This is a genomic window from Pedobacter sp. MC2016-15 (assembly GCF_026239695.1).
Taxonomy (GTDB): Bacteria; Bacteroidota; Bacteroidia; order Sphingobacteriales; family Sphingobacteriaceae; genus Pedobacter.
Genome location: NZ_JAPIVS010000001.1, coordinates 73,609 through 99,014, shown reverse-complemented (window position 1 = coordinate 99,014; position 25,406 = coordinate 73,609). Strand labels below are relative to the sequence as shown.

The following is a 25,406-nucleotide window of genomic DNA, read 5'->3' as shown; positions in this document are numbered from 1 at the left end:
ATGAAAAAAACTCTACTCAACCGACCCTATCAGCTGTGTATAGCGCTGGTATTTTTGTTACTCTGTAATGCTGGTCGCGCGGATGCCCAGACACAGAATTACACCATCAGGGGTGTGATCACCGATGCCAGAAGTAACGAACCCATTCCGGGCGCGACCGTCAGAATTACAAACACCAGTGCTGGTGCTGTAGCAGGCAAAAACGGAGCCTATGAAATCAGTACTGCATTAAAACCTGGCAAGTACCAGCTTACATTTAGCTTTCTGGGTTATACACCAGTTTTGAGAGATGTAGTATTGGGCAGCAGCCCGGCCCTGACGCTTGATATAAAAATCGCCGAAGATTTACTGCGCTTAAATGAGGTGATTGTAACCGGTACATCCGTTGCCACCAGTCGCAAGACCCTGGGAAACGCCATTTCTACGGTCAGCTCGGGTGATATTGCCAGCAGTGCGGCCACATCGATCGACCAGGCACTGGCCGGAAAGATCTCCGGTGCACAGATTACGCAGAACTCTGGTAACCCTGCCGGCGGTATCAGCGTGAGGCTTCGCGGTACAAGTACTGTGGCAGGTTCAGGCGATCCGCTATATATCGTGGATGGGGTAATAGTAAACAATAACTCATCTGAGCTGCTGGATCTGGGAGGCTATTCGCAGAACCGTATGGTTGACATCAACCCAAATGATATCGACCGGATGGAGATCATCAAGGGTGCTGCAGCTGCCGCGATTTACGGATCAAGGGCAAGTAATGGGGTAGTGCAGATTTTTACCAAGAAAGGTAAAGCCGGTAAAACACAGTTTAATTTCTCTTCGCAATTAAAGATCAGCCAGTTGCGCAAAAAGCTGGAAATCAACGAATATCCTTTCCGGTTTAACAATACTACAGTAACTGATCAGTCGCAAACACCCGTAACGCGTTACGACTATCAGGATGATATCTTCCGCACCGGAATAGGTACAGAAAACAATATGTCTGTTTCCGGCGGAACTGAAAACACACAGTATTATGTGAGTGGAAACTTCCTCGGCAATCAGGGAATTATCGACCGCACCAACTTCAAAAGGGCAGGCGTACGCGCCAAAATAGACCAGAAGCTCAACAACTGGCTAAAGATGTCAATCGGAACTAACTACGTGCTCAGTACCAGTAAAGAGGTTCCTAATGGAGGTATCAATGAAGCCTATGGTGCATTAACCGGTTTCATCTTCGCTAACAACTATATCAATCCCAACCCTGTAAACGGAGTTTATCCTGCCCTGGCCACTGCTGTAGCGAGAACAAACCCTCTAGAGGCGATCAACAGGTTTGATTTTCAGCAACGTACAAGCCGTTTTATTGGCGACTTCCAGTTAATGGCCAATCCGATAAAAGGTTTGAACATCAACTATGTACTGGGTTATGATAATGCCACGCAAATTGGTACAGGATATATCCCGGTAGTAAATACTACACCAAGTTATAACGCAGGTTATTCAAGAAGGGCAGACCAAACTACTTTCCTGGTAAATAACGACCTCAATGTTTCGTATCAAACCAAGATCAACGACTGGCTGGAATCAACCTCTGGTATTGGTGGTACGGCACAAAGTCAGAAGATCTACCAGACCGGCATCACGGCGACCCTGCTTGGCCCCATCGGACAAACCATCAACAACGGGGTTTCCATCGCTTCAGAAAACCGCAGTGACATCAACATCATGGGTGCTTTTGTACAGCAGACTTTTGGCATCCTGAACAAATTTTATATCACTGGTGCGGCACGTTACGATGAATCATCGGTTTTTGGCGAAAAGTTCAGAGGTCAGTTTTATCCAAAAGTGAGTGGAAGTTATGTAGTATCCAATGAAAAATTCTGGACAGATTCTAAAATCTCCAATGTAATTTCCAGCTTCAAGATCCGCTCTTCATATGGACAGGCAGGGAATTTAACCGCCATAGGGGCATATGACAGAACGACTTCATACATTCCGGTAAACGTTTCCGGACAGCCTTCGGTAACCTCACCAGCCTTATTGGGAAACCCTGATATCAAACCAGAACGGCAGACGGAGTTCGAGATCGGTACGGATATGAGTTTCTTTAAAGACAGACTGAGTTTTGAGTTCAGTTATTACAAAAAAGACGTTAAAGACCTGATTTTACTGGCCAGTCTGGCGCCTTCACAGGGTTACCTGAGCCAGTATATGAATATTGGTACCATGACGAACAAAGGTATCGAACTGATGGTAAGAGCCGTTCCTGTGCTGAAAGACAATTTCAGATGGAATATCTCAGCCACCTACTCAAGAAACCGTAACCAGGTGAACAACATCCCGGGAGGAGAGCTCCTGTTTGCCGGTGGATTCAGCCAGGTTGCAGCTGTCAATGGTCAGCCGCTGGGCACCTTCTATTCCACGTATTTTGCACGCAATCCGGATGGTTCTTTACTGCTGACGCCGGGTGGATTGCCTCAAACGGAAAAAGTGGGCAAGGATGCCAACGGGCAGCCAATTGGTGCCACCCGCAGAAAGGTGATTGGGGATCCGAATCCGGACTGGATTGGCTCCCTGATCAATGAGATCAGCATCGGCAAACACTGGTCGTTCCGCACTCAGTTTGATGCTTCTATTGGGGGTGATGTATTCAACTTCACCAAACGTGTGGGCGACCGCGACTTATACGGAGGACTCAAAGGTTATGAACCGGAACTCAGAGGTGAAGTGCCTAAAGGAACTTCTGCGGCGCTGTTCGGCATCTTTGAAAACTGGATTGAAGACGGCTCTTTTGTAATACTCAGAGAGGCTTCAGTAAGCTATGAGTTTAAACCCTCTTTCTTAAAATCGGGCAATATGAGGTTTAGCCTGTCGGGACGTAACCTGTTATCATTTGATAGTTATAGCGGATTTGATCCCGAGGTCAATGCTGCCGGTCAAAGCTCTGCAGTACGCGGTTTCGACTTTGTGGAGGTGCCGATCCCGAGAACTATCGTAGCAGGTTTTAACATTACTTTTTAAGAACACTCAATCCAAACATCATGAACAAGATATATAATCCTATAAAAATCACCCTGTTGTCAGCACTGCTGCTATTTGCAGGAAGCTGTAAAATGGAGACGGTGAACCTGAATGCGCCCGAAGAAGGGGATGTGCTCAGTACCCGCGAGGGGATCATTGGCCTCAGTGTCGGACTCAGACAATTTCAGTCGACCAGCGGTATTAATGCAGCATATTTTTATCCCGCAGTAACCACCAGGGAAGTACAGGGGGTAGCAACATTTACCAACGTGCTCGAGCTGGAAGCCGGCGGAACAGCACTGCCTACCGTCAATGGCAATATCCTGACTCTATGGTCTAATATGCAGCGACTCATGACGATGAGTCAGAATGTGATCGACAATGCACCAAAGGTGACCACACTAACAGGCGGACTGCTATCGGGAATCATCGCCAATGCAGAATTGTTTAAAGCCATATCACTGGGTACGCTGGCTTCTTCTTTTGAACAGGCAAATATCAATACCAGTAAAACTGATAAGGTGACCTTTATACCCAGGGCACAAGTGCTTGCAGAAGCCGTACGTTTACTGGATGACGCTATCGCAAGACTCAATACCACGCCCACAACAGCTGAGTTTACGACGCTGGTTGCCGGTACATCCTTTGACCTGAAAAGCGTTTTATATTACTACAGCGCCAGGTATAACCTCATGGCCGGAAATTATTCCGCTGCCCTGGTAAGTGCAAACCTGGTGGATCAGACCAAAGCCAGCTCTTATCAGTACAATGCACAGAGTGTAAATCCTATCTGGAACAATATCAATATCCTCAGGTATTATACGCCAAGGGCAGGGTTCGGGCTTCCGGCAGGATTGTTTGAAGCGAATGACCAGCGCCTCAATTTCTATGTGGCAACTACAACCACGGTGGTAAACGGGGTAACCACTACCACAAGGACACTCACCGGATTCGGGCTCACTCAAACGGCTCCTGTCCCGGTATTTCTGCCGGATGATGTAAAGCTGATCAAGGCAGAAGCGATCCTCAGGGGCGGGGGCGCTCTGACAGACGCCCTGACGCAAATCAATCTGGTTAGAACGCAGACCTCAGGTGATGCTTTTGGCGTTAATGCCGGATTACCAGCCTATTCAGGCGCAATCACACAGGCAGAACTGCTCACAGAGGTATACCGCCAGCGCTGTGCAGAGCTTTTCCTTACCGGACAACGATGGGAAGATTCGCGCCGTTTTGGCCGTCCGTTCTCAGTGACGAATTTTACAGAACGCAACAGAAACTTCTATCCTTATCCCGATCAGGAAAGACTGAACAACCCGAATACCCCGGCAGACCCGGCCATTTAACATACAAACTATGATTTATAAAAAAATAGCCTGCTTAATTTTACTGACATTATCCGGCAGTACAGTAACCCTGATGGCACAAGACAGCCATCAGGGTAACCTGATTAAGCTGCAGAACGAGCGCGAGGCCATAAAGAATACGGAAATTAATAATAACAGCAAAGGCGGTATACCCATCCTGGCTATGGAAGGACTGACGGCTGCGAGTATTAACTTTGGTTCTGCCAATTCAAGCGTTTTTAACGCAATGCTGAACAGGTATATGAAAGTAGACTCAGTGGGGACTTATCCTGCTTCGGATCTCAATGGTTTACAGCATTTGAATGACGACCTCAAGCTGTACAACACGGTAATCTTCCAATTGTCGGATGCCAGCGTGTACGACGAAAAGTTATACCGTTTCCTGCAGGAGATGGAATCTGCAAAAACCGTGATCATTGCAGTCTCCGGAAAAACAGACAGGAAAGCTTTTTTTAAAGGATTGAAGTCCCCGGTATTATGGTGTAAGGAAACTACTCCGGTAAGCGCCTCGGTACTTGCACAATTGATTTTTGGAGGGATCAGTCTCGATAAAACACCCATTCGCTTAAAATATACCGTTCCGGAAGATGCAGGCATTAACCGCGCAAACCTGGATAGCATCGCCCTGGTGATGAAAGAGGCGATTGCTGCAACTGCCGCACCAGGAGGTGTAGTGATGGTGCTCAAGGATGGAAAGGTCATTTACGATCAGGCATTTGGCAAACACACTTACACTGGCAACCGTAAAACGCTGACAAGTGATATCTTTGATATGGCTTCGCTTACCAAAACTTCCGCCACCACGCTTGAGGTGATGAGGCTCGTGGAAGAGGGAAAACTGGGACTGGACAGTGCCATCAGTAAATACATTGCCAGAACCAGGAATATGCCGGATAAAAAGGAGATCATGGTGAAAGAGGTGATGCTGCACCAGGCAGGATTCACACCTTTTATCACATTTTATACGCAGCTGAAACCCGGCGATATGAGCACGGTAAAATCTGATCAGTACCCAACTGAAGTGGCAGACAACTATTTTATCCGTGCCAACTATTACAGGGATGTGATGTGGCCACAGATGCTGGCAGATAAGGCGCTGACGAGAGGTAAATTTATCTACAGTGACCTGAGCATGTATTACATGAAAGAGATTGTGGAGAAGGTATCCGCGTCACCATTGAATGTGTATACGGATCAGAATTTCTACAAACCTCTGGGTATGCAGACTGCAGGTTTTCTTCCGCGGGATCATTTTCCAAAAGACAGAATTGTACCAACCACAGAAAATGACAGCTGGTTCAGAGACATGCTGGTACAGGGTTTTGTAGACGATCCCGGAGCAGCAATGGCTGGCGGTGTAAGTGGCCATGCGGGATTCTTTGGCTCTGCCAATGATATGGCGATCTTATACCAGATGTTACTGAACGGAGGAAGCTATGGCGGGCAGCAGTATTTTAAACCCGAAACTGTCGCTGAATTTACCTCGGGACAGTCGAAGGTGAGCCGCAGGGGTTATGGATTCGACCGCACAGATCCTGATCGCAGTAAGGGCTATCCTTCGTTCCTGGCTTCATCAAAGGTTTTTGGCCATACCGGATACACCGGAACCTGCGTCTGGGTGGACCCAACATGTAACCTGGTATATATCTTTTTATCCAACCGGGTATACCCTGATGCCAAAAGAAATGCCCTGCTTACACTGAATATCAGGAGCAGGATACAGGACATCATTTACAGGGCCATTAAAAAAGGAAATCCTTAGATCAGGGTCACGGCCTTGGCATAGGCGCTCAACTGCGGATGTTTGGGTTCCAGATCTGTGATCACGTAATTGATCGCATTGAGATTACAGACCTTCATTTTATGTATAGAATTGATTTTTTCGGCAATGCTCATGACTGCTGTTTTTTCGGCACAATTGATCATTGCCTTTTTAATCTGGATCACTTCCCAGTCGGAGTCTGTGATGCCATCCTGCAGGGAAAGCCCGTTGGTTCCCATAAAGCAAAGATCAGCTTTGATATCTGACAGCTGATTGATGACCTGCGCACCTACACAGATCTGTGAGTTCTTGGCAAGTTGTCCGCCGATCAGATGCACATCCAGGTTCGAATGTTCCGTAAGCTCCAGCGCCAGCAGGGGGCTGACAGTAAACAGCGTACAGCTCAGGTTTTCCGGAACCATTCTGGCCATCTCAATCATGGTGGTACCGCCACCCGTTAAAATGACCATCCCGTTCTGAATCAGTTTCAGGGCCTTTCTGGCAATCTCTTTTTTCGCATCACGGGCATACACGTCATTTTGCTGAAAGGGATAATGAAAGGACTTGGAAATGGCACCTCCATATACCTTGAGTATCTTACCCGCCTCGGCCATTTCATTGAGATCACGCCTGATCGTATCTTCAGAAACATCCAGCTGACTGCTCAGATCAGCCGAGAGCACCTTATTATGAATGTTGATTTGCTTGATAATGTAGGCTTGTCGTTCGTCTTTTAACATTCAGATATTAATTATAGTGTCAAAGATGGATATTTTTACCCTGACGTTTTAAAACAATCTTTACTTTTAACTGTCCTTAATAGAACGATCAGATCCGATTAGAAGTTGCGAATAAATCTTGAATTATGCAAAAAAGAATAGTGATCATTGGCGGTGGTTTTGCCGGAATCAACCTTGCCCTTGAACTCGGAAAAAACACCTATTACCAGGTAACTCTTGTAGATAAAAATAATTACAATTTCTTCCCGCCGCTGATCTACCAGGTGGCAACGGCTTACCTTGAGCCCTCCAGCATCAGTTATCCCATACGCAAACTTTTCAGGAGCAAGGACAACCTTCATTTCAGGCTGGGCGAATTGGTAAAGGTAGTACCGGAATCCAAACAGGTAGTGCTGAGCAATGGTGATCTGGACTATGACATGCTGGTGTTTGCCACAGGCGCTGAAACCAATTATTTCGGAATGGAAAACGTGAAGAAACATGCCATTCCAATGAAGACGCTGAGTGACGCCATACAGATGCGCAACCGTCTGCTCACACATTTCGAAGAAGCCACAATCTCTAAAGATCCGGATGAAGTGAGAAAAACACTCAATATTGTGATCGCAGGTGGTGGACCAACAGGAGTGGAGATCTCCGGGATGTTTGCCGAGATGCGCTACCGTATCATGCACAAAGACTACCCTGAACTCAAAAATACCGGTGCAGAGATTTATCTCGTTGATGGAGGGGCCGCTTTACTGAAGCCCATGAGCAAAAAATCACAGCAGCATACGCTGGAACAGCTGACTGCCCTGGGTGTAAAAGTTATCCTGAACAGTCACGTGAGCGATTTTGTAGATGACGAGGTGATATTTTCGGATGGTACAAAAATACCTACAAAAAACCTGATCTGGGCTGCCGGGGTGAGTGCCATGCAGTTTGAGGGCATACCTATTACCAGCTACGGACGCGGGAAAAGGCTGATGGTGAATGCTTATCACCAAATCGAAGGACTTACAGATATTTACGCAATTGGAGATACATGTTATTTAACGGGCGATCCGGCCTATCCCGAAGGGCATCCGCAGGTGGCACAGGTAGCGATACAGCAGGGTAAAAACCTGGCAGCTAACTTCAAAAGACTCGCGGAAAAGAAAGACCAGCGAGGCTTTGTCTATAGTGACAGGGGAAGTATGGCGATCATCGGCAGAAACCAGGCTGTAGTAGATTTACCTAAACCAAAGATTCACCTCAAAGGCTTTATTGCCTGGTGTGCATGGCTGTTTATACATCTGTTATCACTTATTTCGTACCGGAACAGGATCAATACTTTTTATCACTGGACAGTGGCCTATTTTTCAAGAGACCAGAGTCTCAGGATGATCATCAGACCGGTTGATCTGCCAAGTACTGATGCAGAACCGCTTGAAGAATTGAACACATCTCCACAGGATTTACATAAATTATAGATAGTTTTGTGGCCAAATCAACGACAATGATCAGCCATAAAGAACTTTTTCTGCTTAACAATGCCCAAACTTCAACTAGTCCGAATATGCTGGAAGTGGAGCGCGCCGAAGGATTATACCTGTACGACCGCAGCGGGAAAAGTTATATGGATCTGGTATCTGGTTTTGCCGTTAGCAATATCGGCCACAGACATCCAAAGGTAATTGAGGCGATTACTGCACAATTGGAAAAGTATCTGCATCTTACTGTCTACGGCGAGTTTGTGCAGTCGCCCATGGTTTTATTTGCACAGAAACTGATCAGTGTTCTCCCAGAACAGCTCAACAACGTATATTTTGTCAATTCCGGTGCTGAAGCTACTGAAGGTGCACTGAAACTTGCAAAACGATATACCGGCAGATCGGGAATTATCTCTTGTCGTCATGCCTACCATGGCAGTACCCATGGTGCCTTGAGTGTGATGGGTAATGAAGATTTTAAACAAAAATACCGCCCGCTGCTACCAGATGTGAGTTTTATTACTTTCGGAAAGGAAGAAGATCTGGAACTGATTACTACTGATACTGCCTGTGTCATTATGGAAACCGTACAAGGGGAGGCAGGTATCAGGATCGCGTCTTTGGAATACATGACCAAACTCAGGGCTAAATGTACCGCCACAGGTACATTGCTGATCCTCGATGAAATACAGGCTGCATTTGGCCGTACGGGCAAGTTGTTTGCCTTTGAGCATTACCACATCGTTCCTGATATACTCCTGCTGGCCAAAGCTTTGGGTGGGGGTATGCCAATTGGTGCTTTCATTGCCAACAGAGAGGTGATGGGGGTATTAAAAGAAAATCCTATACTCGGGCATATCACTACGTTTGGCGGTCATCCCGTATCCAGCGTCTCTGGCCTGGCGAGTCTGAATGTTATTCTTGAGGAAGATTTGGTTAAAGACGTCGCCGCCAAGGGAGCCCTCTTCAAATCATTACTGGTGCATCCGCTGATCAGGGAAGTGAGGGGGATAGGGCTGATGATGTGTATTCAACTGGATACTTTTGAACAGGTAGAACGCGTAAGTAAGCTGTGTGCGGCTGAGGGAATAGTGATAGATTGGTTCCTGCATTGCGAGACTGCATTACGAATAGCGCCGCCATTGATCATCTCAGAAGAAGAAATCAAAATAGCCTGTGCTGTCATCCTGAAAGCATTGGATTCGTTATAAATCATGATCAGCGGCTTATGAAGCCAGCTGAAAATATACTTTATCAATTAAATCTCCGATGTTGAATGGTTTTGGCAAGAAGTCATTTGGCCCAAAATCCTGATGCTGTGCATTTTCTGCATCTTGCTGACCGGAAATCAGGATGATGGGTATATGTTTAAGATCACTGTTCTCTTTAATGGTCCTGCAGATCTCCCTGCCGTCAACACCGTCAAGGATCACATCCATTAATATCAGGTCTGGTTTTTCTCTGCTGATTACGCTGATCGCGTCCTTACCGCTTGAAAACGTCATTAGATCCCAGTCTACAAAATCAAGTACAGATTCAAGTGCTGTTAAAATCTCCTGATCATCATCAAAAATTACAATTTTCTTGTTCATTCTATTTGCTTTTTTATTTGCAGATTTTTATACTAATACTGTGCCAATACCTATATTTAGCCGCTGAAACATCAGCTATTTAAATGCAGGAAATCCGCTGGATACTTATCTTAGAAATTGTTTATACGATTGCAATTGTCCTGACCTGCCTGCGCATTATCTATGATACCCGCTCTACTACCAAAACACTAGCCTATTTATTACTTACAGTGTTCCTGCCTGTACTGGGCATTATCATCTACTTTAGTGTTGGCACCAACTACCGCAAGCGTAAACTGTACAGTAAAAAGATCATCAAAGATGAGCAGATGCAGCTGAGGGTACGTGAACAAATCTACCTCGAATCAAAGAAAATCTGGGATTCTGTCCCTGATGAAATACTTAAATATCAGAAGCTTGCACAGCTGCTGCTCAACGATGGCATGAGCTTTCTTACCGGCAACAATAAAGTTGAACTGCTGCTGAACGGAGAGCAGAAATTTCCTGAAGTACTGCGCGCGATGCAACAGGCGAGATCGCACATCCATATCGAATACTATATTTTTGAAGATGACGAAATCGGCAATGCCATTAAGGATGTACTCATGGAGAAAGCCAGGGCAGGTGTTAAAGTACGCCTGATTTATGACGACTTTGGCAGCCGCAGTATCAGAAAAAAGGTAATCCCGGAACTGATTGCCGCAGGAGTAGAGGCACATCCTTTTTACAGGGTGCACTTTATCGCGCTGGCCAACAGACTCAATTACAGAAATCACCGCAAGATCATTGTCATTGATGGCTGTATCGGCTTTACCGGAGGAATCAATGTCAGCGACAGGTATATCAACAGAGGTGATGATAAGCAGATATTCTGGAGAGATACGCATGTAAAAATCACCGGCACTGGTGCTTTTTATCTGCAGTACCTGTTTATATGCGACTGGAACTTTTGTGCAGATCAGCCTCTTGCGCCGCAAACACACTTTTTTCATGAATTGAAAGACTACGCCGGGGATGCCGTTGTCCAGATTGCGGCAAGCGGACCGGATTCTGACAACCCCACGATTCTGTTCTCCCTGATTCAGGCGATAGGAATGGCCGAAGAGGAAATACTGATTACCACGCCATATTTTATTCCCGGTGAAAGCCTGCTGGATGCATTGGTTGTGGCAGCATTGAGTGGTGTGAAAGTAGTCCTTCTGATGCCCGACCGGTCTGATTCCAGAATGGTAGCCGCCGCCGGACGTTCCTATTACTCGGAATTATTAAGTGCAGGAGTGGAGATCTATCAATATGAAAAGGGTTTTATACATTCCAAGACGATGGTTTCAGACCAGCAACTGTCGGTGATTGGCACCGCTAATATGGATAACCGTAGCTTTGAACTGAACTTTGAAGTAAATGCAGTGATCTATGACAATGCCACGGCCGAAGAAATGACGAGGATATTTTACCAGGATTTGAAAGAGTCGAAAAAGATTGATGCGGCCGACTGGGAAAAGAGGCCTTTATACAAACAGCTGCCCGAGAAATTAGCAAGGCTTTTATCACCTTTGCTTTAAAGATGAAATATCAGCAGCATTGAAGATACAACACTGCTGATAACCAAAACATTATTTAAATTGGTACTTATTTTTGAGATATTGCTCCACTTCATCTGCTGAAGTAGATCCTGAATTTTTGACTGCCAGTTGCAGCAGCTCCGGGGTAACACCAAACTTTTTGGACCAATATTCTACATCATAGTATTCCTGTAAATTGATCCATCTTTTGTCTGTCAATCTCATTTCATCTCTCTCGTAATAGGTGTTTCTGAGCATAATCAATAAAAATTAAATGGTTTTAGTGAATATCTTATAACAATACTTATGCCTAAATGTACCGGATAGTTTTCCGATATACCATTCCTAATATATTATTTTTATGTTAAAATAAAAAATGATGTTAGGGGTCCAAACAACACAAAATTAACATAGTATTTACATCATAAATATTAGATTTGGGGTGATGATACAAAAAAAATTACCCTTGCTCTTCACGGCTGCGCTGCTGCTCACACAAACAGTTTTTTCACAGGCAAAAAAGGAACCGGGTGCTGCTACCGAACCAGTGAGACTCATCCGTGGACCATACCTGCAGGTAGCCAGCAGTACAGGAATACAGATCCGCTGGAGAACTGATGTTTCTGCACGCAGCAAGGTGCGTTATGGTACCAGTCCCGGTAAACTGGACCAGTCCGCAGAAGATATTAAACTCCTTACCGAACACAAGATCAACCTGAGTGGCTTAAAGCCGCTTACCAAATACTATTATAGTATTGGTGGCTTAAAAGATACACTGCAGGGCGATGAGAATAATACATTTACTACCCTGCCTGAAGCAGGAAAATCTGGTCATTACCGTATTGCTGCATTGGGCGACTGTGGGGATAACTCGATCAACCAGCGCCATGTTAAGGCGGAACTCCTCAAATATCTGGGACCCAATGATCTGAATGCATGGATACTGCTGGGAGATAATGCCTACCAGGATGGTACAGACTCGGAGTTTCAGAGCAAGTTCTTTAATATCTATAAGAACGACCTGCTTAAGAAATACCCTGTATTTCCGGCACCGGGAAACCATGATTACCATGATACGGACCTGAGTGCCAAACATGCGCAGGAAACACATGAAACTGCTTATTATCAGAATTTCTCTATGCCAACCGAAGGAGAGTCTGGCGGTGTACCTTCACATACACAGGCTTTTTATTCATTTGACATCGGCAACATCCACTTTTTGTCGCTGGATTCGTACGGCAAAGAAGAAAACGCTTACCGTCTGTATGATACAATTGGTCCGCAGGTACAGTGGATCAAAAAAGATCTGGCAGCGAATAAAAATAAAGGCTGGGTAATTGCTTTCTGGCACCATCCTCCGTATACGATGGGCTCACACAATTCTGATAAGGAAGAAGAACTGGTTAAGATCAGGGAAAACTTTATCGGGATCATTGAACGGGCCGGGGTAGATGTCGTATTGAATGGTCATAGCCATGGTTATGAACGCAGCAGGCTGATGATGGGACATTATGGTATGGAGGAGACGTTCGATCCCAAAAAGTATAACCTGAGTTCTTCATCAGGCAGAAATGATGGCAGCAAGGATTCCAAACCCTATACTAAAACTATAAAGAAAGATAAGGGTACTGTATATGTGCTGAGTGGCTCTGCCGGTAAGCTTGGTGGAAAGCAGGCTTCATATCCGCACAATGCAATGTATTTTTCGGATGCTGATCATGGTGGTTCATGTATTCTGGATGTTCAGGATAACAAGCTTGAGCTGAAATGGATCTGCGCAGACGGAGTAATCCGCGACCAGTTCACGATGATGAAGGAGCTGAACAAAAATGTTTCGAAATCGAACTAAAATATTTATTTGCAGCGCATTATGGCTAACATGCCTGTGTATTGTTCTGGGTTTAAAGACAGGGGAGAGCAGTATCGGCATCACAAATGCGATCCAGGCATTCAAGGTAAATAATGCTGCCTTCGCCAGTTCTGCCATTGAATTAAAAGAGGCCGTTTCACTATTGTCAGCAAAAGATACTGCTGCTGTACTAAAGGCGCGCAGCACCCTGAAAAAATGCAGGCTTAACTACAAGCGCATTGAATTTTTCATGGATTATTTCTTTGAAAGTTCATCGCTGATTTATAACAGGCCCGCAAAGGTAGAGGTTGACGAGCCCTACATGGAATACCAGGAGCCTTCAGGTTTTCAGGTCATGGAGGCGATGCTGTTTGATGACTATCCCTTTTTACATCAAAAAGAATTGATAGAACAGGCAGGATTGCTTTCTTCTTCTGCGGCGGATCTGGATGCTTTACTTTATGGCTTTGAAGGCACCGACGGGCAGCTTTTGGAAAGTGTACGCCTGGAACTGATTAAGGTGATTACCCTAAGCATCACTGGTTATGATGCCCCGGAGCTCAAAAGTGGAATAGAAGAGTCATGGCAGTCGGTCGGCGCCATTCAGCGGGTCCTGCAACCTTACATGGAACAGGGGCATGCTTCCACACAACTTTCAAAAACTCTGAATCAGACACTGGCCTATCTCAAAGAGCATCCAGATTTTGATACTTTCAACAGGGCAGAGTTTTTAACTGGTTTTGCCTTGCCACTACAGGAGGAGCTCGGTCAATTTATCACTGACCTGAACCTTTCCGTCAATCAGAAGAGTAATTTGAATTATGCGGCAAAAAACATTTTCAGTAAAGACGCTATTCCCGCGTCGGCCTTTGCGAACATCAGCAAGACACAGTCTTTGAAAGGAGCTTTGGGCAAAAAACTGTTTTTCGAAAATGCGCTCTCGGGCAATCTTAAAAGAAATTGCAGCAGTTGTCACCGCACAGATCAATATTTCAGCGACGGACTAAAAACGAGTCTGGCCTTTGATGGTAAAAATTTTGTACAGCGCAATGCTCCAGGCTTATTATATGCCGGCTTTCAATATGCACAATTCTGGGACGGAAGGGTAAAAAACCTGCAGGAACAAATCAAAACTGTGATTGCCAATCCTCTGGAGATGAACGGAAATCACGAGGTTGTGTTCGCAAACCTTCGAAAAAACAGCCAGTACAAAGTGGCTTTCCTGAAAGCTTTTCCAGAATCAGCAGATGAACCTGTAAACATGGATCACCTTGCAGATGCGCTCGCTGCCTATCTCATGGAACTTGCCCCGCTGAACTCTGCATTCGACCAGTACCTGGCGGGCAACAAAAACGCGATGAACGCTCAGCAGCTGAAAGGTTTTAATTTGTTTATGGGCAAAGCACAATGTGGGAGCTGCCATTTTGCGCCTTTGTTTAATGGCCTGATCCCGCCGCTGTACAAACGTACCGAGTATGAAGTTTTAGGTACGCCTGCCAATGATGATTTTGAACATCTGCTCAGCGATAAGGATACAGGGAGGTATGGTTTCTTCCCCATTGAATATTATCAGGCTGCGTTTAAAACACCTACAGTCAGAAATGCGGCGATGACTGCGCCCTATATGCATAACGGCGTCTTCAAAGATCTGAATAAGGTGGTTGAATTTTATAACCAGGGCGGGGGAGCCGGACTACATCTTGATCAGCCACAGCAAACACTTTCTGCAAAACCCTTACATTTGTTGCCAGAGGAAGTTACACAAATTGTAGCCTTTATGGAATCGCTGACAGATTCACTGAATTTGGTGATACCATCAGCTAAGTAGTATGAATAATTTTATAAGCAAAAAATACTACTTAAAATGTTAAATAAAATTAGTTTAAAATCAATGCTGTCAGTAGCAATTTTGCTAATGACAATTTTTGCAGAAAGTGGATACGCCCAAAAAAAGCCAGCGATAAAGCAAGTGCAGGCAAAAAGTATCAGCAGCCTCAGGTATATCAATACCTTCGTTGTTCCGCATAAGCTGCAGTTCAGGGGCACCACAGTGGGGGGCTTGTCAGGTATCGACTATGATCCCTCTACCAAAAACTATTACCTGATTTGTGATGACAGGTCCAGCATTAATCCAGCACGCTTTTACACAGCCAGGATTCAGCTTTCCGCAAAGGGAATCTCTCAGGTAGAGATTACAAATATTGATACCTTGTTGCAAAAAGACGGCAAAACTTATCCGGCACTGGCCAGACATGCGACCAAAACCACTGATCCCGAAGCTATACGTTATAATGGAATCACGAAGAAGTTAACCTGGACAAGCGAAGGAGAGCGGATCATTATTGAAACCGATACCATTCTGATTGATCCCACGATCAATGTAGTCTCCAGAAATGGCAGCTTTGCTGATGAGTATAAAATCCCTGAAAATATGAAAATGCAGGTGATAGAAAGCGGACCAAGACAAAATGGTGTGCTGGAAGGGCTAACGTTTGCAGATGATTTTAAAAACCTGTACATCAGTATGGAAGAACCTTTATTTCAGGATGGCCCAAGACCGGCCCTGCAAAGGAATAAAGCTTTCACCAGGATCTATCAATTTGATACCAGGACGAAGAGGAATACAGCTCAGTATGCTTATGAACTGGAACCTGTAGCACTTCCACCGACTACTGAAGGGCAGGAGATCAACAACGGCATTTCAGATATACTCTGGCTCAGCCCTGGTCAGTTTATGCTGACCGAACGATCTTTCTCAGGCGGGCCCGGCACCAACATCAAAGTTTTTCTGGCCAGTACAAAAGGAGCCGATAATATTATTAATATGCCTTCTTTGATTAAAACTCCGGCAGCTCATCCAATGGAAAAGAAACTGCTGCTCAACATGGATGACCTCGGAATTTTTATTGATAACGTCGAGGGAGCCACCCTGGGACCTAAACTTGCCAACGGGCATCAGTCAGTGATCTTTGCTGTGGATGACAACTTTGCCGCACATGAACAAAATCAGTTTTTACTGTTTGAAGTTATTCCTTAAATATAAGACAGCCCTACAGGTCCTGATCAAAAAGCTCCAGCTGGTCAGGATCCGTAATTTTTGAGGAGGGAGGCAGGTTTCCGAAATTACTGAGAGAAATCCCCAGCAATCTCACTTTACTATTTTCCAGATCAGCGCGGATCAGCAGATCTTTTGCTGCCGCAATAATGGAGAAATAGTCACCTATAGGATTCAGGAAAGACTGGTTTCTGGTAATCTGGGTGAAATCATGGAACTTCACCTTCAGCGTAATGGTCTTACCTTTCAGGCGGTTCTTCTCCAGTCTTGACGTTACCTTTTCGGCGATCTGTTCCAGTTCAGTAAACATTTCCTCCTGCGTGGAGAGGTCTTGCTCAAAGGTATCTTCGGCGCCGAGCGACTTCGTTTCCCTGTGTGGCTGTACAGGTCTTTCATCAATACCACGCACAATTTTAAAATAAAACTTGCCGGTCTTCCCAAAACGCATCACCAGATCCTGCTCAGAAAGTAATTTCAGGTCGGCCCCGGTATGCAGCCCCATCTTTTTCATCCGGTCGGCCGTAACTTTTCCAACACCGAAGAACTTCTCCACAGGCAGTTTTTCCATGAACCGCTCGATCTTGGAGGGGCCGATAAAGGTGAGCCCATCAGGTTTATTCATGTCTGAAGCGATCTTAGCAATAAACTTACTGCTCGATACGCCCGCCGAAGCGGTCAGGTTCAGTTCATCCCTGATGGCATCTTTGATCTGTTTGGCAATCTCCAGAGCAGAACCGATCTGAAGTTTATCCTCAGTTACATCCAGATAAGCTTCATCGAGAGAAAGCGGCTCAATGAGATCAGTATAACGGCTGAAGATCTCACGGATATGCACCGAAACATGTTTGTAGGCATCAAACCTTGGTCGCACAAAGATGGCCTGCGGACAAAGCTGTATAGCCCGGCGTGCCGACATGGCAGAATGTATGCCGAACTTCCTGGCTTCATAGCTCGCTGTAGCCACCACACCACGTCCGTCCGGGGAACCGCCAACAACAATAGGCTTTCCCCTGTACTGCGGAAAATCACGCTGCTCCACTGCAGCATAAAATGCATCCATATCGATATGAATGATTTTGCGTTGTGGAGCTGTGGGGTTTTCTGCTATTGTCATGCTGGAATTGTATCTGCAAATCTCCTGATTAAACCCGGTTTTTTTATCAAATTCTATACCTATCTTTGATGTTCACTTGTTTTTGGAGACATATGCCAGAAAAACAAATTTTTCAAACTTCCGGGAAAAGTCGCTGGGTGACTTTTCAATGGGTAACCAGGCTGCTGATTATTACTTTCATTGTAGCGACAGCCTGTGTGGCATATACACTGATCTCCAATCACTATCCGGCTTTACCGGTGATCAATACGGCAACGACGCTCAGCCCTAAACAAATTGAGCAGATCCGAAAATCTACCACCTACAAGGATTTTAAAATCTCCAAGAAAAAACTGCTGGAGATCAGACAGGACCAGCAGGCGCATCATGCCAGGCATCCCAACAACAAAGCCAGGATCAACGCCGGATTTTATGTAAACTGGGACCCACAGTCGCTCACCGACCTGCAGGACCATATCAAACAGCTGGATATGGTGGTCACGGAATCTTTCTTTATCAAAAATGGGGCAGACACCTTAATCGATCAGGTGGATGAAGATGCGTTGAAGGTGATCCGGAAAAACAAAAAGACAGCCATCGCGATGGTTTCCAATTTTAGTGGCGACAACTTCGACGGTGATGCGATCCATAAGCTGCTCCATGATAATGACCTGCAGAACAGGTTTATCAGTAACCTGATCAGATCCTTAAAAAGTTACAGTTTCCAGGGAGTCAATATTGATTTTGAGGAGATCAAAGAAAAATCCGATGAACCACTGGCAGCTTTTCAGAAAAACCTCTATGAAAAACTTCATGCAGCGCAGCTGATTGTCTCACAGGATATCTCTCCTGATAATGAGGATTATAACCTGAAGGCTCTAGAGAAATACAACGACTATATCTTTGTCATGGCCTACGACCAGCACAGCGAGAGTAGCAATGCAGGGGATATATCCCATCAGGAATGGGTAGAAGAGCAGCTGGATAAAATCTGCAAAACAATATCTTCTGATAAGGTCATCCTCGCGCTTGCCTGTTACGGATACGACTGGCCGGATGGGGATGTGGGCACAACGATCACCTATCAGCAGGCCATTGCAACGGCAAACAGATACAAAGGAAAAGTTAAGTATAACACTGTTTCTGCCAATCTCAACTTTTCCTATAAAGATGAATCTTCGGTAAATCACCAGGTATATTTTACAGATGCAGCTACAAACTTTAACCTGATCCGTAAGGCAGACGACTGGGGTGTTGCGGGTGTGGCGCTATGGCGAATGGGTGCGGAAGACCCAAGGGTATGGACATTCATTTCCAAAAACCTGAGTATCGATTCAGTGAGAAAAACGGGTGTCGACCTGAAAAGGCTTACACACATCGGGCTGAACGACAGGGTGGATTATTCCGGGGAAGGAGAAATACTGGATCTCGTATCTACTCCCAAAGCCGGAGAGATCAAGGTTAAGCTGGATACCAGCAGCTTTGAAATTGCAGATCAGGACTACGTAGTGCTGCCTACAAAATATAGCATCAGACGTTATGGACATGCGGAGAAAACGATAGTACTTACTTTTGACGACGGACCGGATCCGGTATATACGCCACAGATCCTGGATATCCTGCAGGAAGAAAAAGTCCCGGGGACATTTTTTGTCGTGGGAATCATGGCAGAACAACATATGGGCTTGCTGATGAATGAGTATAATCTCGGTCATGAGATCGGCAACCATACCTTCTTCCATCCGGACATGTCAAAGATGGGAGTAGAGCGGGTCAACTTTGAACTCAATGCCACCAGGAAAATCATAGAGTCTGTTACAGGTCACAGTACGATCCTGTTCAGACCTCCCTACAATGCCGATGCAGAACCTACCACCTCTGCGGAGATTCTGCCTGTAATGCAAAGCAGGAACGAAAACTATATCAATATCGGAGAATCCATAGATCCTGAAGACTGGCAGCCTGGAATTACTGCTGATCAGATCTTCAATGCCGTAGTCAAGCAGCAACACCTGGGCAATATCCTGCTGCTGCATGATGCTGGCGGAAACCGTCAGGCTACTGTGGAGGCCTTGCCAAGAATCATCAAATACTTCAAATCCAATGGATACCGCTTTGCGACGGTTGGTCAGCTGATCGGAAAAAAACGGAACGAACTGATGCCAGCCGTTCAGGTAGACAGTAATGACTTTATCAATACTGGTGATAATTTTTTCCTTCGTGCCTTCTCTTACGGCACACTGGCGCTCAACTTTATCTTTATCATTGCCATCATCCTGGCCATGCTCAGGAGTATATTTATTGCTATCCTGGCCATCAAACACAAAAGTTCGTCCAAACAGGAGGAGCGCTTCCTGCTGAAAGATCCGGAAATGAAGGTCAGCATTATTATACCGGCATATAATGAAGAAGTGACCGTTGTGCAGACCCTGAAGAGTTTACTCAAAACCACTTATAAAAACACGGAGTTTATTTTTGTTGATGACGGTTCAAAAGACCGTACTGTGGCGCTGGTACAGGAACACTTTGGACAGCTGGAGAACATCAAAATTTTCAGTAAACCTAACGGGGGCAAGGCTTCTGCCTTAAACTTTGGTATTGGCCATGCCAGCGCTGATTTTGTGATCTGTATTGATGCCGATACGCAGTTAAAAACCGATGCCATTACAGAGCTGATGCGTTATTTCTATAACGAAGAAACTGCGGCAGTAGCAGGAACGGTAAAGGTTGGGAACAAAACCAATCTGATCACCAACTGGCAGTCCATAGAATACATTACGGCCCAGAATATGGATCGCCGGGCCTTCGACCTGCTCAATACGATCACCGTTGTTCCCGGTGCAATTGGTGCCTTCAGGAAAAAGGTCATCCTTGAGGTAGGAGGTTTCACCACAGATACGCTTGCGGAAGACTGCGATCTCACGATGCGGATCCTCAGGGCAGGTTATGCCGTAAGAAACTGCGACCGTGCCATTGCCTTTACGGAAGCGCCGGAGACAGTAAATATGTTGCTGAAACAACGTTTCAGATGGAGCTTTGGGGTGATGCAGAGTTTCTGGAAAAACAGAAAAACGTTGTTCAGCAAAAAATACGGCTACTTTGGAATGGTGGGCATGCCCAATATCCTGATCTATCAGATTATCCTTCCACTGTTTTCGCCATTGGCAGATTTCTTTATGCTGCTGTCGATTATCACAGGTCTGTTCTCCCTTTCATCTGTCAACTCCCTGAGCCTGGCAGGTCTGGGTAGTTTATTGAGTCTCCATAATGGTTTCGGACAGGTTTTCTTTTATTATTGTATCTTCATCCTCGTAGATTTGCTTTTTGCAGGCATCGCATTCCGGATGGAGAAAGAATCGTTCAGAAAACTACTCTATATTGTCCCACAGCGGTTTTACTGGAGACAGCTGATGTACCTGGTACTGTTCAGGTCGATCCGCAAAGCATTAAAAGGAGAACTGGAAGGCTGGGGAACGCTCAAGCGTACCGGGAATGTAAAAGAACAAGGAATTTAAATTATATAACACATATCAAATGAGCATTACAAAAGAAACCTATCCGGATTTTAAAGAATTTTATACGAAAGCAGTTGAGCCCCTGAAAGAAGCGAACGTTTCATATATCCGCCTGGACGGGAAATTAAAAGGAGATACAAGAGTAATATTCGCTTACTTCATGTACCAGGATAAAAAATGGAAGGTAAATGCCGATACGCATATCGATCGCCTGAAGATCGCCTTTGATGAGTTTGCAAAAGGAAACGATCCCTTTGTGATCAAAACGGTAAGAGATGCAGCCGCAGAATACCTGGCAATTAAAGGACAGCCGGTAAGAAATGCCAAGTTATCAATCTTCGCAGTTTAACTATCATAATTTGAAGAAGGCGTATTGATTACGCCTTCTTCTTCAGTTCTATGACGGTAATCTCCGGCCAGATGCCAATCCTTCCAGAGAAGCCAATAAAACCAAATCCCCGGTTGATATTGATGACGCTGTCATTTTCTGTTTTTATGCCCGCCCAGTGTTTATACCTGTATTTCACCGGACTCCATTTGATACCGAAAGCCTCCAGTCCAAACTGCATCCCATGTGTATGTCCTGCAAGGGTTAACTGAATCTTGGGCACAAAATTCTTTACCTGCGCCTCCCAGTGTGTAGGATCATGAGACAACAGGATCTTGAACTCATCTGCAGTAGTGCCGGCCATCGCCTTCCTGAGATCTCCGCGTTCGCCAAAGCCGATGCCCCAGTTCTCTACCCCGGCAAGTACAATATGTTCGTTATTCTTATTTAAATGCACATGTTCATCCAGCAGCAGCCTGAAGCCCAGTTCCTGATGATAAGTTTTTAACTGCGCGAGGTTTTTGCCCTTCTCGTCGCCCGCAGTGTCCCATTTGATATAGTCGCCATAATCATGGTTACCCAAAACCGAAAACTGACCATAAGGTGCTTTGATTTGCGAAAAATAACTGAGCCATGGTTTGATCTCTTCAGCTTTATTGTTCACCAGGTCGCCCGTAAAGACAAAGAGATCCGCCTTTTGTGCATTGATCAGGCTGATACCCCTTTGTATAGCTTTCGGATTATTTAAACTGCCGGCATGGACATCAGATATCTGTACCAGCTTAAATCCATCAAAACTGTCAGGAAGGTTATCAAAATATAATGTATGCCGGATCACCTTATAATTATATTTTCCAAATATCATCCCATAGACAAACAGGAAGATGGTGAGCAGCATCAGCAGGAAACAGGCTTCCACCCAGTAAATATTTCTTGGCACTCCTGCGATCAGGTCATAAGTGTCTCCCAACAGCAACATCGCTGCCATCAGGATTTCCGCTACAACCAGCGTGAGCGCGATGTGGAAGGCAATCTTCATGAACCAGTCCAGCCCATGCGTCGCGAGCCTGCTAAAGCCATACATCACCGCACCGGCAATGGCAGCAATAGCCGTCCAGAAAACGGGAGTGATATAAGGATTGGAACTAAGAGTCAGTACTCCTGAGAGTACATAACAATTGAGCAGGAAAATGATAAAAAGTATAATTGCTATCGGCAGCAGTCGTTTCATAGGATGAAGATAGTTACATCAAAACCTACATTAACAAATATTTGTTTTTAATACATAATATTGACAACTGCTGCCGGTTGAACAAGCTACTTTGTGCAATATGCTCAAATGAAAAAAGCACGCAGAACCTTGATAGACATTCTGATACGGGTTTTGATCGTTCCTACAGGAATATTCAGCGCAGTTGATACTTCCAACTGAGTATATCCCTGAAAATAAACCATATCCAGAATCAGCTTCTGCTCCGGTGTCAGCACCTCGATCAATTGTTTTAGTCCGATAAATTCAGGATGAAAAGAAATCTGGTACCGCTCATTGATTTCAACGGTAAAATCTGACAAATCATCGTTTTTATGACTGTTGATCTCACCGCGGCTGCGAAGATGATCAATTGCTGTATTTCTTGCCAGTCTGGACATCCAGGTGAACAAACGCCCCCGGGATGCATCATACTGACCTATTGAGTTCCAGATTTTGATAAAAGATTCCTGGAGCACATCCTGTGCTACCTCTTCCTGTTTCACTACTTTGGAAACGATCCCCATCAGGGAGGAAGAGTAGGAGGAATACAATAAATCAAGGGCTTTAGTGTCACGCGCCACAAGAGAAGCAACTAGCTCTGTTTCAGGATCATTATAAGTGTTATTATAATGTTGATGTCTTTTAAGGGTAGGTAAAAGTGCTAACATGATAACATATTTAGGTCTGTCACCAATGCGTCAAAATTCAAGCCTAAGCATTCTGATACTCCCTTAAGCTCTACGAATACCACGTATAAACGAAAAACATACACTCAGATCGGAAAATTATGATTTCGTCTGTATGTTTTTTTATTCAGACAGTAAAAATTGATTCTAACTATTGAGCAAAAGCTTTTTAGTACGCCCCTGAAACCTGAAAAATAGCAATACTGATGCCGTCAGAAGACCAAAAGTAAGGCCGTACCAGATGCCATTCACCCCAAGTCCCAACCTGATTCCCAGGAAATAACCCAAAGGAATACCTATTATCCAATAAGCAATAAAAGTAATAATTGTAGGGTAGTTTACATCGCCAATTCCACGCAGTACCCCTAACCCTACAACCTGAGTTCCATCAAAGAGCTGGAAGAAACCTGCAATAATAAGAAGGTTTGAGGCAATACTGATTACCGCCTGATCATTTGTATAGATATATGGCAATACATCACTTGCCAGTACAAAACCGAGGGCGGTAATGATCATAAATACAAGTATTACATGGTAGCTTGCAAGGGCCGATTTCCTCAGGTCAGCATAATTGTTCCTGCCTAAATTGTTACCTGTTTTAATCGTAGCTGCAGAAGCTATACCGCTTGAAATCATATAAGTAATAGCGGCGAGATTGATCGCCACCTGGTGCGCTGCCTGTTCTACTGCGCCAATAGTGCCAGTAAGTATAGCTGCACCACTGAAAGCACTGATTTCAAATGCGTACTGCAGCGATACAGGAGCACCGATTTTTAAGATCTTCAGGCTTCGCACTTTATCAAAAAAACCAAATCTAAACCCTTTCAGGTACGTTTTAAAGTTCTCCGAGTGAAAAACGTACCAGGACATCACCGCACACATCAACACCCTGTCCAGCAGTGTACTGATTCCAACGCCTTTTACCCCCATAGGAGCAATACCGAACAATCCCTTAACCAGGATTACCCCAACAATGATATTGATCACATTACCCCATATAGAGATATACATGGCCTGTTTGGTAAAGCCGAGACCTTCAGTAAACTGTTTAAAAGTCTGGAAGATCATCAGCGGAATAATCGAGATACCCAGGTATTGCAGATAAGGTTTTGCGTAAGCCACTACATCGGGCGACTGACCGATATGATCGATAATGAGCAGGGTTCCAAAGTTCACAAAAACATACAGAACTATTCCCATTACGATATTGAGCAGCAAACTATTTGACAATAGCTTTCCGCATTCCTCATGCTGGTTGCTGCCATTTTCACGCGCAATAAGAGGAGTGAGGCCATAGGAAATTCCCAATCCTAACACCAGGACCAGCATAAAGATGCTGTTTACCAGCGATACTGCCGCCAATTGTACTGTTCCGGCAAAATGCCCAACGATCACACTGTCGGCCAGATGAACAAGCGTATGCCCAAGCTGAGAGACGACGATAGGAAGGGCCAGCCTTAAATTATCCTGATAATAAGGTTTGTATTTCTGAAAAAAAGCGTGCAACATGATTTAGGTAATGAACGCTCAAAGTTAACCTATTTCGCCTCAATCATGGTGAAATATTCTTCTTTCTCCGAAGTATGCGGCTGAATAAGGTCTGCAAGAATAAAGCTCACCAGAATTTTCTGTGCCTGTTTATGTGAGCTTCTGGTCAGTTTACTAAATTGTTTTAAGGTGATACGACCTTGCTCGCCAAGGAATTCCAGCAGTTTCTTCTCCTGATCCGAATAGGCGATGAGCTGACCTTCCTGCGTATGTTCATTCTTCAGTACATCTACAATGATCTTACTCGCCAGAATACTTTTATCCTTTACGCGGAAATACACCCACCATTTTTTATTTTCATCCAGCGCGTAATGCGGTTTGGTATCGCTTTCCGCAATCTTGGCCACCAGCACGAGTTTACTGTCTACATAAACCTCTTCGAATTCCGGTTCAATTGCTGGTTTGCAGAACTGGTGTGCAGACTTCAGAATCATATATTTTTCTTCCTCTTCGGATTTTACCCCTCTGATATTACCATCATCAGCAACGCCGATCAGCAGCTGACCGCCCCGGTTGTTCGCAAATGCAACCAGGCTTTTTGCAATTTTCTCATTATTTGTAATCGTCTTTTTAAAATCCAGTGTAGTTCCCTCGCCTTGTAAGATTAGTTTCCTGATGTTCATTTTTCTG

Annotated in this window: 19 protein-coding genes; 11 read left to right on the top strand and 8 right to left on the bottom strand. The window is 44.9% G+C overall.

The window, feature by feature from the left end:
* The 3 genes from OQY15_RS00445 to OQY15_RS00435 are packed head-to-tail and all read left to right on the top strand — an operon-like array spanning nt 1 to nt 6,126.
* Nucleotides 1-3,000 (top strand): SusC/RagA family TonB-linked outer membrane protein, encoded by a 3,000-nt coding sequence (locus tag OQY15_RS00445; RefSeq protein ID WP_265786414.1) that lies wholly within the window; start codon nt 1-3, stop codon nt 2,998-3,000.
* Between the two features lie 20 nt (nt 3,001-3,020).
* Nucleotides 3,021-4,343 carry a RagB/SusD family nutrient uptake outer membrane protein gene (locus tag OQY15_RS00440; RefSeq protein ID WP_265786412.1) on the top strand — a complete coding sequence of 441 codons (1,323 nt, stop codon included), beginning with the start codon at nt 3,021-3,023 and terminating at the stop codon, nt 4,341-4,343.
* A 10-nt stretch (nt 4,344-4,353) separates the two neighbouring features.
* Nucleotides 4,354-6,126, top strand: coding sequence for a serine hydrolase (locus tag OQY15_RS00435; RefSeq protein WP_265786410.1), 1,773 nt, complete (start codon nt 4,354-4,356; stop codon nt 6,124-6,126).
* On the opposite strand, the gene OQY15_RS00430 is transcribed toward OQY15_RS00435, so the two are convergent.
* Nucleotides 6,123-6,866, bottom strand: coding sequence for a DeoR/GlpR family DNA-binding transcription regulator (locus OQY15_RS00430; RefSeq protein ID WP_265786404.1), 744 nt, complete (start codon nt 6,864-6,866; stop codon nt 6,123-6,125). The genes OQY15_RS00435 and OQY15_RS00430 overlap by 4 nt on opposite strands.
* Before the next feature lie 125 nt (nt 6,867-6,991).
* Between OQY15_RS00430 and OQY15_RS00425 the strand changes: the two genes are divergently transcribed.
* On the top strand, nt 6,992-8,317 hold the full coding sequence (locus OQY15_RS00425) for an NAD(P)/FAD-dependent oxidoreductase (protein ID WP_265786402.1): 1,326 nt from the start codon (nt 6,992-6,994) through the stop codon (nt 8,315-8,317).
* A gap of 26 nt (nt 8,318-8,343) precedes the next feature.
* Nucleotides 8,344-9,528 carry an aspartate aminotransferase family protein gene (locus OQY15_RS00420; RefSeq protein ID WP_265786400.1) on the top strand — a complete coding sequence of 395 codons (1,185 nt, stop codon included), beginning with the start codon at nt 8,344-8,346 and terminating at the stop codon, nt 9,526-9,528.
* 15 nt (nt 9,529-9,543) lie between these two features.
* On the opposite strand, the gene OQY15_RS00415 is transcribed toward OQY15_RS00420, so the two are convergent.
* Nucleotides 9,544-9,909, bottom strand: a complete 366-nt coding sequence (locus tag OQY15_RS00415) for a response regulator (protein WP_265786398.1) — start codon at nt 9,907-9,909, stop codon at nt 9,544-9,546.
* A gap of 83 nt (nt 9,910-9,992) precedes the next feature.
* Between OQY15_RS00415 and cls the strand changes: the two genes are divergently transcribed.
* Nucleotides 9,993-11,450, top strand: coding sequence for a cardiolipin synthase (cls, locus tag OQY15_RS00410; RefSeq protein WP_265786391.1), 1,458 nt, complete (start codon nt 9,993-9,995; stop codon nt 11,448-11,450).
* A 51-nt stretch (nt 11,451-11,501) separates the two neighbouring features.
* On the opposite strand, the gene OQY15_RS00405 is transcribed toward cls, so the two are convergent.
* Entirely contained in the window at nt 11,502-11,708 is a 207-nt protein-coding gene (locus tag OQY15_RS00405; protein ID WP_265786389.1) for a DUF3606 domain-containing protein, read from the bottom strand.
* Nucleotides 11,709-11,895: 187 nt separating this feature from the next.
* On the opposite strand from OQY15_RS00405, the gene OQY15_RS00400 reads away from it, so the two are divergent.
* From OQY15_RS00400 to OQY15_RS00390, 3 genes are all read left to right on the top strand, one after another.
* Entirely contained in the window at nt 11,896-13,299 is a 1,404-nt protein-coding gene (locus OQY15_RS00400; RefSeq protein WP_265786388.1) for a metallophosphoesterase family protein, read from the top strand.
* Nucleotides 13,280-15,127, top strand: a complete 1,848-nt coding sequence (locus OQY15_RS00395) for a cytochrome c peroxidase (RefSeq protein ID WP_265786386.1) — start codon at nt 13,280-13,282, stop codon at nt 15,125-15,127. The genes OQY15_RS00400 and OQY15_RS00395 overlap by 20 nt, the downstream gene beginning before the upstream one ends.
* Nucleotides 15,128-15,214: 87 nt before the next feature.
* Complete coding sequence (locus tag OQY15_RS00390; RefSeq protein ID WP_265786384.1) at nt 15,215-16,336, top strand: esterase-like activity of phytase family protein; 1,122 nt, start codon at nt 15,215-15,217, stop codon at nt 16,334-16,336.
* A 13-nt stretch (nt 16,337-16,349) separates the two neighbouring features.
* Here OQY15_RS00390 and dinB read toward each other — a convergent pair whose 3' ends face one another.
* Nucleotides 16,350-17,468: a DNA polymerase IV gene (gene dinB, locus OQY15_RS00385; protein ID WP_265786382.1), complete on the bottom strand. Its 1,119-nt coding sequence runs from the start codon at nt 17,466-17,468 to the stop codon at nt 16,350-16,352.
* Nucleotides 17,469-17,560: 92 nt separating this feature from the next.
* Here dinB and OQY15_RS00380 point away from each other — a divergent pair, with 92 nt between their 5' ends.
* On the top strand, nt 17,561-20,962 hold the full coding sequence (locus OQY15_RS00380; RefSeq protein WP_265786380.1) for a glycosyltransferase: 3,402 nt from the start codon (nt 17,561-17,563) through the stop codon (nt 20,960-20,962).
* A 19-nt stretch (nt 20,963-20,981) separates the two neighbouring features.
* Complete coding sequence (locus OQY15_RS00375; RefSeq protein ID WP_265786378.1) at nt 20,982-21,311, top strand: hypothetical protein; 330 nt, start codon at nt 20,982-20,984, stop codon at nt 21,309-21,311.
* A gap of 28 nt (nt 21,312-21,339) precedes the next feature.
* Here the strand turns inward: OQY15_RS00375 and OQY15_RS00370 are convergent, their stop codons facing one another.
* The 4 genes from OQY15_RS00370 to OQY15_RS00355 form a co-directional block, all read right to left on the bottom strand.
* Nucleotides 21,340-22,521, bottom strand: a complete 1,182-nt coding sequence (locus OQY15_RS00370) for a metallophosphoesterase (RefSeq protein ID WP_265786376.1) — start codon at nt 22,519-22,521, stop codon at nt 21,340-21,342.
* Between the two features lie 104 nt (nt 22,522-22,625).
* Nucleotides 22,626-23,210 carry an RNA polymerase sigma factor gene (locus OQY15_RS00365; RefSeq protein ID WP_265786374.1) on the bottom strand — a complete coding sequence of 195 codons (585 nt, stop codon included), beginning with the start codon at nt 23,208-23,210 and terminating at the stop codon, nt 22,626-22,628.
* Between the two features lie 165 nt (nt 23,211-23,375).
* The gene (locus tag OQY15_RS00360; protein ID WP_265786372.1) at nt 23,376-24,737 is read right to left on the bottom strand and encodes an MATE family efflux transporter; all 1,362 of its coding nucleotides are present in this window, start codon (nt 24,735-24,737) and stop codon (nt 23,376-23,378) included.
* Nucleotides 24,738-24,766: 29 nt separating this feature from the next.
* Nucleotides 24,767-25,399 (bottom strand): ATP-binding protein, encoded by a 633-nt coding sequence (locus OQY15_RS00355; RefSeq protein WP_265786370.1) that lies wholly within the window; start codon nt 25,397-25,399, stop codon nt 24,767-24,769.
* Between the last annotated feature and the right edge of the window lie 7 nt (nt 25,400-25,406).